We start from the raw sequence: 12,222 nt of genomic DNA, 5'->3' as shown, positions 1-12,222 counted from the left end.
TTTTTCTTAATTTCCGAACGTTATGAATAATATACTTGAAATATTTTACAAAATCTGTACCTTGTGATATACTTTTTCTGGAAACGTCTGGATAGATGTAGCGATGCTGAAGAGCATAGGTAGGTCATTTTTTAGTATTGATAAGGAGTTTTCTATGCTCAATGATTTTCAGGTTTTTGACTATGAAGATATTCAACTAATTCCAGCGAAATGTATTGTGAAAAGTCGTTCAGAGGCTGATACCAGTGTGAAATTCGGTAAACATAGGTTTCGGATGCCAGTCGTTCCGTCCAATATGCAGACGATCATTGACGAATCTGTCGCTGAAGAGCTTGCTCGAGGAGGCTATTTCTACATTATGCACCGTTTCGATGAGGAAGGGCGCAAACCATTCGTTAAACGAATGCATGAGCAAGGACTGATTGCATCGATCTCTGTCGGTGTGAAAGACTATGAGTATGACTTCGTTAGTAGCCTTAAAGATGATGCACCTGAATACATTACCATTGATATTGCACACGGGCACTCAGACAGTGTAATTCAAATGATCCAGCACATCAAGAAAGAATTGCCCGAGACATTTGTCATTGCGGGCAATGTTGGAACTCCAGAAGCCGTACGGGAGCTGGAAAATGCTGGCGCAGATGCAACCAAAGTTGGCATTGGACCAGGAAAAGTTTGCATAACCAAAGTCAAGACTGGATTTGGTACGGGCGGCTGGCAGTTGTCTGCGCTTCGTTGGTGTTCAAAGGTTGCCCGCAAGCCTATTATTGCGGACGGAGGAATTCGGACGCATGGTGATATTGCCAAATCGATCCGCTTCGGAGCCAGCATGGTCATGATTGGTTCGCTCTTTGCAGGCCACATTGAAAGCCCAGGTGAAACCATCGAGGTAGACGGCGATAAGTTTAAAGAATACTATGGTTCTGCATCCGAGTATCAAAAAGGTGCTTATAAAAATGTCGAAGGTAAGAAGATTTTGCTGCCGGCTAAGGGCCACTTGCAAGATACATTAACTGAAATGGAGCAGGATTTGCAGAGCTCGATTTCCTATGCGGGGGGGCGTGATTTGCATAGCCTAACTCGCGTGGACTATGTCATCGTCAAAAACTCCATCTGGAATGGCGATGCTCATTAATGAAATAGAATAACTTATTTATCTTGCTAATGATTGGGGCAAGGTCTCTACAAGATGCCAAACATCTAACAATAAGTGAGCCTAATGACTTTCTGGTACTTTTAGTATCAGCCTATTTGTCATTAAAAGAAAGGACTTGCTTATCGTGGCAGGTCCTTTCATCGTTGAAGAAAGATATGTTAAGAGGAGATACATGAAAACATTAGAAGAAAGAATTTTGAGGAATGGCAACGTTTTAGGAGAAAATATTCTCAAAGTTGACTCTTTCCTGACTCATCAGGTCGATTTTTCGCTTATGAAAGAAATCGGGCAAGTATTTGCTGAGCATTTCAGGAATGCAGGCATTACAAAAGTTGTGACGATTGAGGCTTCAGGTATTGTACCGGCTGTCTACACGGCAGAAGCTTTGGGTGTTCCAATGATTTTTGCTAAAAAGTCTAAGAATATCACGATGACTGAAGGGATTTTAACGGCAGAAGTATATTCCTTTACCAAGCAGGTCACTTCAACCGTCTCCATCGCTGGCAAATTTTTGGAGTCAAGTGACAAGGTTTTGGTTATCGATGATTTCTTGGCAAATGGTCAAGCAGCCAAGGGCTTGATTAAAATCATTGAAGAAGCAGGCGCTGAGGTGGCAGCTGTTGGAATCGTGATTGAGAAATCTTTCCAAGATGGTCGCAGCTTGCTAGAAGCGCAAGGACAAACAGTTCTTTCTCTGGCTCGAATTGACCGATTTGAAAATGGAAAAGTTGTATTTAGAGAGGCAGATCTATAAGATGAACTATAATGAAGAAAAACATTCACAGGCAGCCGTTTTAGGTTTGCAGCATTTGTTGGCTATGTATTCTGGATCCATTCTGGTTCCAATTATGATTGCTGGGGCTTTGGGATATTCGGCTGAGCAGTTGACTTATCTGATTTCTACTGATATTTTTATGTGTGGTGTTGCCACTCTCTTGCAGCTTCAATTAAATAAATATTTTGGTATCGGTCTGCCAGTCGTGCTGGGCGTGGCCTTTCAATCCGTTGCTCCTCTGATTATCATTGGGCAGAGCCATGGTAGTGGCGCTATGTTTGGTGCCTTGATTGCATCAGGGATTTATGTTGTTCTGATCGCTGGGATTTTCTCAAAAATCGCTAATCTGTTTCCATCAGTTGTGACTGGTTCGGTCATTACGACCATTGGGTTGACCTTGATTCCAGTTGCCATTGGCAATATGGGAAATAATGTAGATAAGCCGACCGCCCAAAGTCTGATTCTAGCAGCTGTGACGGTTCTGATTATTCTTTTGATTAACATTTTTACCAAAGGTTTTATCAAATCCATCTCTATTTTGATTGGTTTGATTGTCGGTACGGGCATTGCCGGAGCCATGGGCTTGGTGGATCTGACGCCCGTCGCACAGGCTCCGCTGGTCCATGTGCCAACACCTTTCTATTTCGGAGCACCGAAGTTTGAATTTTCTTCTATCGTAATGATGTGTATCATCGCAACGGTCTCTCTAGTGGAGTCAACGGGTGTATACTTAGCTCTTTCTGACATTACCAAAGATAAAATTGACAGCACCCGTCTGCGAAATGGCTATCGAGCAGAAGGACTTGCTGTGCTGCTGGGTGGTGTCTTCAATACCTTCCCTTACACAGGGTTTTCTCAAAATGTGGGCTTGGTCAAATTATCTGGTATCAAGACGCGGTTGCCGATTTACTATGCGGCTGGTTTCTTGATTCTCCTCGGCCTTTTGCCAAAATTCGGAGCCTTGGCTCAGATTATTCCAAGTCCAGTCCTTGGTGGTGCCATGCTGGTCATGTTTGGTTTTGTGTCCGTTCAGGGGATGCAAATCTTAGCGCGTGTTGACTTTGAGCACAGTGAGCATAATTTCCTCATTGCAGCGATTTCTATCTCAGCAGGTGTCGGACTCAATGGTAGCAGTCTTTTCAACAGCCTACCGACCAGCCTTCAGATGTTCTTCTCAAACGGAATTGTCATGGCCAGTCTGATTGCCATTGTACTAAACGCTATCTTAAATCGCAAAAATAAATAAGAAAGAGAGTGGGATAGAAATCGGTCATTCGTTAGAATTCGATTTCTATCCCACCTCCTCACAGTTGAGTAGGGCTGTAAAAGCTGATGAAATCAGCGTAGTAGAGCCCACTCAACCACTGCGTCTTGCTCGACAATCCAAAGACAATTGAGAGGCTAGGACTTTTGTCCCAGCCTCTTTTGACTATTCAGCTAGCTTGTAGTATAGTTAAAGAAAATTAAAAAAAGGACCTTATCATGTATCAGACTTATCATTTGAAGCAACGCCTAAGATTGTTTGTCTCAATTTTTCTTCCCATCTTGATTTACCAGCTGGCAAATTTCTCAGCTTCCTTTGTTGACACGACCATGACAGGCCAATACGATACCTTGCATCTGGCAGGCGTCTCTATGGCGACCAGTCTGTGGGGCTCATTTTTTTCCTTTCTGACGGGGATTGTGTCTGCCTTGGTTCCGATCATTGGTCATCATTTGGGACAGGGGAAAGATGAAAAAATTGCCTCAGATTTTTATCAGTTCATCTATCTTTCTTTGGCATTATCGCTGATGTTATTTGCGCTGGTATTTTTGGGTGCCCCTTTGGTTTTGCAGCGTTTGGGATTAGATCCTCTGGTAAAAGATGTGGCCCAGCAATATCTTCGCTACTTGTCCATCGGTATCATTCCCTTCTTGCTTTTTAGCGTTATTCGCTCTCTCTTGGATGCTTTGGGGTTGACTCGGCTTTCTATGTATTTGATGCTCTTGCTCTTACCTTTGAATGCCAGCTTTAATTATGTTTTGATTTATGGAGCTTTTGGCTTTCCAGAAATGGGTGGAGCTGGTGCGGGACTAGGCACTTCTTTGGCTTATTGGGTTTTATTAGTCATATCACTATTACTGGCCATCAAACATCCTAAAGTCCGCCAATACCAACTCTGGAAAATTCGTCCTTTGAACAAAGCTGGTTTGGCTGAAGGTTTTCGCTTAGGTTTGCCAATAGGAGGCACAGTTTTTGCGGAAGTTGTCATCTTTTCAATCGTCGGACTAGTGATGTCAAAATTTTCTTCTTTGATTATTGCTAGCCATCAGGCTGCCATGAACTTTTCTACTCTTATGTATGCTTTCCCTATGAGTATCTCTACAGCCATGGCCATTATTATCTCTTATGAGCTGGGGGCTGAGAGACTTGACGATGTGAAGAAATACTGCACTTTGGGTAGAATTGTGGCATCCATTTTTGCGGTCTTTACCTTGATTTTTCTCTACATTTTTCGAGATAAGGTTGCCAGTCTCTATGGCTCTGATCCAGAGTTTATTCGTCTGACCTCAATCTTTCTGACTTTTAGCCTCTTTTTCCAATTGGCTGATACGATTGCCGCTCCTTTACAGGGAATTTTACGAGGCTACAAGGATACTCAAGCTCCATTTTACTTGGGCTTACTAGCTTACTGGGGCGTTTCCTTGCCTCTGGGCTTGTTTTTAGATTATGCTACGGACTTGGGACCTTATGGTTATTGGATTGGACTGATTGCAAGTTTGGTCGTGAGCGCCATCCTTTACCAACTGCGATTGAATTATATTCAAAAGAAGCGACGCTGAGTGTTTTCACATAAAATCAAAAGAGGCTGGGACAAAAATCCTAGCCTCTCAATTGTCTTTGGATTGTCGAGCAAGACGTAGTGGTTGAGTGGGCTCTACTACGCCGATTTCATCCGCTTTTACAGCCCTACTCAACTGTGCGGAGGTGGGACGACGAAATCGAATTCTAACGAATTACCGATTTCTGTCCCACTCTCCTTTTGGTTTTATTTTGTTCGCATTTCACCTTGAGGGAAGTAAGTGCCTTCTGGCATGTCGTTGATGATGACATGGACAGCAGATTGAGGCGCGCCAGTATTTCTGACAACGGCTTCGGTGACTTCCTTAGCTAAAGCTTTCTTTTGTTCCAAGCTGCGGCCTTCAAATAAATCAATTCTGACAAATGGCATATGATTTCTCCTTTTCTTTTGCTAATCTTATTTTATCACAAATTAGGTTTTAAAGAATAGTGAATTGTGGTAAAATAATAGGAAGTACGGTCGGTCTTTCCAGCGGAGTTTATGGACAGTGCTGAAAGTCCTAGAAAGACAATACTTAGAGAGAATGTAAGAATAAAATGGCTCAGTTATATTATAAATATGGCACAATGAATTCGGGCAAGACCATTGAAATTTTGAAAGTGGCCCACAACTACGAAGAGCAGGGGAAAAGCGTGGTAATCATGACCTCAGCTGTCGATACACGTGATGGCTTTGGTGTTGTTTCCAGTCGTATCGGCATGAAGCGGTCTGCTATGGCAATCGAGGACCAGACAGATATTTTTGGCTATATTCAAAGTCTGCCTGAAAAGCCTTACTGCGTTTTGATCGATGAGGCTCAGTTTTTGAAACGCCATCATGTCTATGATTTGGCAAGAGTGGTGGATGAGCTGGATGTTCCGGTCATGGCTTTTGGTTTGAAAAATGACTTTCGCAATGAACTCTTTGAAGGTTCCAAGCACCTCTTGCTCTTGGCTGATAAGATTGACGAAATCAAAACAATTTGCCAATATTGCTCTAAAAAAGCAACCATGGTTTTGCGGACGGATAATGGGAAACCTGTCTATGATGGCGAACAGATCAAAATCGGTGGCCATGAGACCTATATTTCTGTTTGCCGCAAGCATTATTTCAATCCGCCCATTAAGTAGAATGAATTAGAAAATCAAGGAGATAGATTACAAAGATGAATATTTATGACCAGTTACAGGCAGTGGAAGACCGCTATGAAGAGCTCGGAGAATTGCTCAGTGACCCAGATGTGGTCTCAGATACCAAGCGTTTCATGGAGCTTTCAAAAGAAGAGGCTTCTACTCGTGATACGGTGACAGCCTACCGCGAATACAAGCAAGTCCTTCAAAACATCATCGATGCTGAAGAGATGATTAAGGAATCAGGTGGAGATGCAGACTTGGAAGAAATGGCCAAGCAAGAGCTTAAGGATGCCAAGGCTGAAAAAGAAGCATACGAAGAAAAGCTGAAAATCTTGCTTCTTCCAAAGGATCCAAATGATGACAAGAATATCATCCTTGAAATCCGTGGAGCAGCTGGTGGAGACGAAGCAGCACTTTTCGCTGGAGATTTGCTGACTATGTATCAGAAATATGCAGAAGCCCAAGGCTGGCGTTTTGAAGTGATGGAAGCTTCAATGAACGGCGTCGGTGGTTTCAAAGAAGTAGTGGCTATGGTTTCAGGGCAATCCGTTTACTCTAAACTCAAGTATGAATCAGGTGCCCACCGTGTGCAACGGGTTCCTGTGACAGAAAGCCAAGGCCGTGTTCATACTTCGACAGCGACAGTTCTCGTCATGCCGGAAATCGAAGAAGTAGAATACGATATTGATCCAAAAGACCTTCGTGTCGACATCTACCACGCATCTGGTGCTGGTGGACAGAACGTCAATAAGGTTGCGACTGCCGTTCGTATCGTTCACTTGCCAACCAATATCAAGGTGGAGATGCAGGAAGAACGTACCCAGCAGAAGAACCGTGAGAAGGCTATGAAGATCATCCGTGCGCGTGTGGCTGACCACTTTGCCCAGATTGCTCAAGATGAGCAAGATGCGGAGCGTAAGTCAACGATTGGTACAGGTGACCGTTCAGAACGGATTCGTACTTATAACTTTCCACAAAACCGTGTCACAGACCACCGTATCGGCTTGACCCTGCAAAAGCTAGATACCATCTTGTCTGGTAAATTGGACGAAGTTGTAGATGCCTTGGTGCTCTATGACCAAACGCAAAAACTAGAAGAGTTGAATAAATAATGACCTTAGCTCAATATTTAGCTGAGTTAGAGCAGGAGCTAGTGGCAGCAGGAGAAGAAGCAGAAAGCCTGTCTTTCGTTTATCGGGCACTCAATGAGCTCTCTTTTACCGACTTTGTTCTCAAGCTTCAGACAGCAGTTAGCCAGGAAGAACGTGAGCAGCTAAAAGCAATTCAAGAGCAACTGCTTGCTCATAAGCCGGCCCAGTATATCATTGGGAGCAGTGACTTTCACGGCTTGACTCTCAAAGTGGACGAGCGAGTTCTGATTCCAAGGCCTGAGACGGAGGAGCTGGTGGAGCTGATTTTATCAGAAAATCCTGAAAGCTCTCTGTCTGTCTTGGATATCGGAACAGGTAGCGGAGCCATCGCTCTTGCACTGGCAAATAGCCGTCCAGACTGGCAGATTACTGCTTCTGATCTCTCGGACGATGCTCTTACCTTGGCAGCAGAAAACGCTCAGTCCTGTGGCCTCAATCTTACTTTTGTCCAATCCGATTGCTTGGAAGCGATTAGTGGGAGCTTTGACATTATCGTTTCCAACCCGCCCTATATTTCAGAAGCGGATAAGGACGAAGTCGGCCTCAACGTTCTGGCCTCAGAGCCTCACATGGCCCTTTTTGCAGAGGAGGATGGTTATGCCGTCTATCGGAAAATAGCAGAGCAGGCAGGGGAGCATCTCACAGAAAATGGAAAAATCTATCTGGAAATTGGCTACAAGCAAGGAGCCGGCATCAGGGAGTTATTTAAAAAATCCTTCCCGCAAAAGCGAATCCGAGTCCTGAAGGATCAATTTGGCAAAGATAGAATGGTGGCGGTTGACAATGGATAAAATAGAAAAGACTCTGGCAGCAGGCGGAGCGGTTGTCCTGCCCACGGAAACGGTGTATGGCCTCTTTGCCCAAGCCTTGAACGAAGAGGCGGTTGAGCGAGTCTATGAATTAAAAAGAAGACCTCGTGACAAAGCTCTCAATCTCAATGTGGCTAGCTTGGAAGAGATTTATGCCTTTTCTAAGAACCAGCCCAGTTATCTAAAAAAACTCTATCAAGCCTTTCTACCTGGACCACTGACTATTATCCTCCAAGCTAATGACCGAGTTCCTGCTTGGATAAACTCAGGTATGGAAACCGTAGGATTTCGGATTCCTAAGCACCCTGTTACCCTTGACTTGATTCGCAAGTATGGCCCCTTGATTGGTCCATCCGCCAACCTTTCTGGAAAAGCCAGCGGCACTGATTTCCAGCAGATTATGATGGATTTTCAAGAGCAAGTCTCAGGGGTAGAAGATGATGCTTCCTTGACAGGTCAGGATTCAACCATTTTGGACTTGTCTGGAAAAAAAGCACGTATTTTGCGCCAAGGAGCCATTACCCGCGAGGACATTCTCGCCCAAGTAAGTGATATAACATTTTAACTATTAGGAGCTTAGCGCCCTATTTTCTCAAAAAAAGGAGACACCTTATGATTTTTGACCAAGAAGACTACAAAGCATTTGACAAAGAACTCTGGGATGCCATTGCCAATGAGGAAGAGCGTCAGCAACATAATATCGAGCTGATCGCTTCAGAAAATGTCGTTTCTAAAGCTGTTATGGCGGCTCAAGGTTCTATTTTGACCAATAAATACGCTGAAGGCTACCCAGGTCGCCGCTACTATGGTGGAACAGACGTAGTGGATGTTGTGGAGAGCTTGGCTATTGAGCGCGCTAAGGAAATTTTTGGTGCCAAATTCGCCAATGTGCAACCTCACTCAGGCAGTCAGGCCAATTGTGCAGCTTATATGGCTTTGATTGAGCCGGGCGACACGGTTATGGGGATGGATTTGTCTGCTGGTGGTCACTTGACTCACGGTGCTCCAGTCAGTTTCTCTGGCCAAACCTACAATTTTGTATCTTATAGCGTTGATCCTGAAACAGAATTACTGGACTTTGATGCTATCCTCAAGCAAGCCAAGGAAGTACAGCCTAAGTTGATTGTGGCAGGTGCTTCAGCTTACTCTCATATCATTGATTTTTCAAAATTCCGTGAAATCGCTGATGCAGTAGGCGCTAAGCTGATGGTCGATATGGCTCACATTGCTGGATTAGTCGCTGCTGGTCTCCATCCGAGCCCTGTGCCTTATGCGGATATCACAACTACGACGACCCACAAGACTTTACGCGGACCTCGCGGTGGTTTGATCTTGACAAATGATGAAGAATTAGCTAAGAAAATCAACTCAGCTATCTTCCCAGGCATTCAAGGCGGACCATTGGAGCATGTTATTGCAGCCAAAGCTGTGGCTTTTAAAGAAGTGCTGGATCCAGCTTTCAAGGTTTATGCTCAGCAGATTTTGGACAATGCCCAAGCTATGGCTCAAGTCTTCCGTCAGCATGACAAGTTCCGTGTAATTTCTGACGGTACTGAAAATCATCTTTTCTTGGTTGATGTCACTAAGGTTGTAGAAAATGGGAAAGTGGCGCAAAATCTCTTAGATGAGGTCAATATCACGCTTAATAAAAACTCCATTCCTTACGAAACTTTGTCACCATTTAAGACTAGCGGCATTCGTATTGGTACAGCAGCTATTGCAGCTCGAGGCTTTGGTGTCACAGAAAGTATCAAGGTAGCTGAGCTCATTATCAAGGCTCTGGAAAACGCTGAAAACGAAGCGGTGCTCAATCAAGTTCGGGCGGAAGTTCGCGAATTGACGGATGCTTTTCCGCTCTATGAAGGTTTGAACTAAGATGGACATTTATGTAAAGAAGGCCATCATTCATCAATTCAGCCCAGCTGATACGGACTTGCTGTTGGCGGATAAGTTTCTCAACATTACTCCCAAGATTGAGGAATACTTGCGTAAGAAAATCGAGCGAGTCTATTCTGATGAGGCTAAAACAGGCATTTTTGAACCAGATAATGTCTTTTTAGCCCAGCTTTCAGACGATCTACTGGAAACATCCGTGACGGTGGCCAAGCTTTGGCAGGAAGAGTTTTCGGTCAGTGAGAACCAGAAAACCAATGATTTAATTTTCGTCCAGTTTGACAAGGAAGGCGTGGAGCACTTTGCTTTTCTGCGGATTGCTCTGCGGGAAACTCTGACCCACTTGGGTGGTGAGGTAGACAATCCTATCAAGCTGACGCAGAACAATCTCCCTGGCTTTGGTACGGGTGCGGACGAGGCTTTGGTCATCAATCTCCAGTCTCGCAAGTACCATCTGATTGAAAAGCGCATCAAGTACAATGGCGCCTTTCTCAACTATTTTTCTGACAATCTCTTGCAGGTCAGTCCTAAGATTTCACCAAAAAAATCTATCAAAACTCTGGAAAAAACGGCTCAAAAGATTGCTGAGAATTTTAACACAGACGATTTTCAGTTCCAGTCCAAGGTCAAATCCAGTATTTTCAAAAATCTGGAAGAAAATGACGAATTATCTCCTGAAAAGCTGGCAGACGAGCTGTTTGACAGCAATCTGACAGCCCGACTTACCTTTATTGACCAAGTTAAGGAAACTATACCAGAGCCAATTAAGTTTGATGAGATTGACAGCAGTCGCCAGAAAAAGAAATTCGAAAATCAAAAATTATCCCTCTCTAATGGAATAGAGCTGATCGTTCCCAATAATGTCTATCAGGATGCTGAATCTGTGGAATTTATCCAGAACGACAACGGGACCTACTCTATTCTCATCAAAAATATCGAGGATATACAAAGTAAATAATGTTTAAATTTATCAGAAGATTGATTTTGCTCATCATTCTGGCTGCTATCGCGATAAAAGGCTATCAGGTCCATCGTGATGTTAAGCAGGTTATGACCTATCAAAGCTTGGTTAGAGAAGTGCTGGACGAGCAGGACACAGCGGCTAATGAAGAGCTAGTCCTAGCCATGATCTACACGGAAACCAAGGGAAGAAACAACGACCTCATGCAGTCTAGTGAGAGTGCAACAGGCGAAATCAATTCGATTACAGACAATAAAGAAAGTGTTCGGCAAGGTATTCAGACTTTGTCGGACAATCTAGAGTTGGCCAGTGAGAAAAAGGTAGATGTTTGGACGGCAGTTCAGGCCTATAATTTTGGCCAGGCTTATATCGACTATGTTGCGCAAAATGGCGGCGAGAATACGCTCGAGCTTGCAAAAAAATACTCAAAAGAAGTGGTTGCTCCGAGTCTTGGCAATGTGACTGGAAAAACCTATTCATACTATAATGTACTTTCTATTTTTTACGGGCCCAAGCTTTATATCAATGGTGGAAATTACTATTATTCACGGCAGGTGCGACTAAATATGTACCTTATCCGCTTTATGGAGTGGCTGTAAAAAGATGAGTTGAGTATAGCTTGCCTTTCTATAGGAATAAATTGAGATAAACTATACTAAACCAATTAGAATGTGAGTGTTGAACTTTGATTGAAAAAATTTATGAAACACCAAGTGGAATAATTCATTACTGGACAAATGATGCTGTTGAATCATCCCAAAGTGCTCTTATCTTTTTGCCTGGGCTAACGGCTGACCATAGGTTATTTGAAAAACAAATAGAATATTTTAAAAGTACATATAGAGTCTTGGTTTGGGACGCACCTGGACACGCTTCATCTTATCCATTTCGTCTCGATTTTAGCTTGTTTGATATGGCAAAATGGTTAGATGGAATATTTGTCAAAGAGGGAATTGAAAAGCCAATCATAATTGGTCAGTCAATGGGAGGATATGTAGGACAGGTTTATGCTCAACTTTTTCCTGAGAAATTAAAAGGCCTTGTTACGATTGATTCACCTTCTCTGCAAAGGAACTATTATACAGCTATGGAGTTGTGGCTCCTAAAAAATATGGAGGCAATTTATAGAATCTATCCATGGAAATCTCTTTTGAAATCTGGGCCTAAAAGCGTATCAACAACAGACTATGGAAGAAAACTGATGTATGATATGATCATGGTTTATGATGGCGATCAAAAAAGGTATGCTCGTCTTGCGGGATACGGATATAAGATATTTTCAGAAGCAGTAGAGAAGAAGCTTTCTTATGAAGTAAAATGTCCACAATTGGTTATATGTGGAAAAGAAGATCGTGCAGGGTCTTGTATACGATATTTGAAAGCCTATGAAAAAAATACTGGGAAGTCTGTTCAATGGATTGATAAGGCGGGACATAATTCAAATACCGACCAACCCGATATTGTAAATAGACTGATTGAGGAATTTTTGGATAATAAAATTAAAGAAAAGCTTGGTTGA

General features: G+C 43.2%; 12 protein-coding genes, 1 pseudogene and 1 riboswitch. Of the genes and pseudogenes, 12 read left to right on the top strand and 1 reads right to left on the bottom strand.

Annotated elements, in window-relative coordinates; genetic code table 11:
- The first annotated feature begins 154 nt into the window (after window positions 1-154).
- The 4 genes from guaC to D8791_RS06845 all read left to right on the top strand — a co-directional run bounded on the left by guaC (window position 155) and on the right by D8791_RS06845 (window position 4,757).
- Entirely contained in the window at window positions 155-1,138 is a 984-nt protein-coding gene (gene guaC / locus D8791_RS06860) for a GMP reductase (protein WP_061423003.1), read from the top strand.
- A riboswitch (purine riboswitch) is annotated at window positions 1,133-1,230 on the top strand. (Overlaps the previous gene by 6 nt.)
- 101 nt (window positions 1,231-1,331) lie before the next feature.
- A complete protein-coding gene (locus D8791_RS06855; RefSeq protein ID WP_125446906.1) occupies window positions 1,332-1,913 on the top strand; it encodes a xanthine phosphoribosyltransferase in 582 nt (193 codons plus the stop codon).
- A 1-nt stretch (window position 1,914) separates the two neighbouring features.
- Window positions 1,915-3,180 carry a nucleobase:cation symporter-2 family protein gene (locus D8791_RS06850; RefSeq protein ID WP_125446904.1) on the top strand — a complete coding sequence of 422 codons (1,266 nt, stop codon included), beginning with the start codon at window positions 1,915-1,917 and terminating at the stop codon, window positions 3,178-3,180.
- A gap of 236 nt (window positions 3,181-3,416) precedes the next feature.
- Window positions 3,417-4,757 carry an MATE family efflux transporter gene (locus tag D8791_RS06845; RefSeq protein ID WP_125446902.1) on the top strand — a complete coding sequence of 447 codons (1,341 nt, stop codon included), beginning with the start codon at window positions 3,417-3,419 and terminating at the stop codon, window positions 4,755-4,757.
- Window positions 4,758-4,963: 206 nt separating this feature from the next.
- Here D8791_RS06845 and D8791_RS06835 read toward each other — a convergent pair.
- Window positions 4,964-5,152: pseudogene (locus D8791_RS06835) on the bottom strand (4-oxalocrotonate tautomerase); the annotation flags it as partial.
- 161 nt (window positions 5,153-5,313) lie between these two features.
- Here D8791_RS06835 and D8791_RS06830 point away from each other — a divergent pair.
- From D8791_RS06830 to D8791_RS06795, 8 genes are all read left to right on the top strand, one after another.
- Complete coding sequence (locus D8791_RS06830; protein WP_062123192.1) at window positions 5,314-5,886, top strand: thymidine kinase; 573 nt, start codon at window positions 5,314-5,316, stop codon at window positions 5,884-5,886.
- 35 nt (window positions 5,887-5,921) lie between these two features.
- A complete protein-coding gene (prfA, locus tag D8791_RS06825) occupies window positions 5,922-7,001 on the top strand; it encodes a peptide chain release factor 1 (RefSeq protein WP_125446900.1) in 1,080 nt (359 codons plus the stop codon).
- Window positions 7,001-7,831, top strand: coding sequence for a peptide chain release factor N(5)-glutamine methyltransferase (prmC, locus tag D8791_RS06820; RefSeq protein WP_125446898.1), 831 nt, complete (start codon window positions 7,001-7,003; stop codon window positions 7,829-7,831). The genes prfA and prmC overlap by 1 nt, the downstream gene beginning before the upstream one ends.
- Window positions 7,824-8,414 carry an L-threonylcarbamoyladenylate synthase gene (locus tag D8791_RS06815; protein WP_125446896.1) on the top strand — a complete coding sequence of 197 codons (591 nt, stop codon included), beginning with the start codon at window positions 7,824-7,826 and terminating at the stop codon, window positions 8,412-8,414. Before prmC ends, D8791_RS06815 begins: the two co-directional genes overlap by 8 nt.
- A gap of 47 nt (window positions 8,415-8,461) precedes the next feature.
- Window positions 8,462-9,724, top strand: coding sequence for a serine hydroxymethyltransferase (gene glyA / locus D8791_RS06810; protein ID WP_125446894.1), 1,263 nt, complete (start codon window positions 8,462-8,464; stop codon window positions 9,722-9,724).
- 1 nt (window position 9,725) lies between these two features.
- Window positions 9,726-10,700: a nucleoid-associated protein gene (locus D8791_RS06805; protein WP_125446892.1), complete on the top strand. Its 975-nt coding sequence runs from the start codon at window positions 9,726-9,728 to the stop codon at window positions 10,698-10,700.
- Window positions 10,700-11,302, top strand: a complete 603-nt coding sequence (locus tag D8791_RS06800; protein ID WP_125446890.1) for a lysozyme family protein — start codon at window positions 10,700-10,702, stop codon at window positions 11,300-11,302. The genes D8791_RS06805 and D8791_RS06800 overlap by 1 nt, the downstream gene beginning before the upstream one ends.
- 86 nt (window positions 11,303-11,388) lie before the next feature.
- A complete protein-coding gene (locus D8791_RS06795) occupies window positions 11,389-12,222 on the top strand; it encodes an alpha/beta fold hydrolase (protein ID WP_125446888.1) in 834 nt (277 codons plus the stop codon).

Origin of the sequence: Streptococcus cristatus (assembly GCF_003943515.1) — a bacterium.
Taxonomy (GTDB): Bacteria; Bacillota; Bacilli; order Lactobacillales; family Streptococcaceae; genus Streptococcus; species Streptococcus cristatus_D.
The sequence above is the reverse complement of the archived record's forward strand: the minus strand, read 5'-3'. Positions and strand labels throughout refer to the sequence as shown.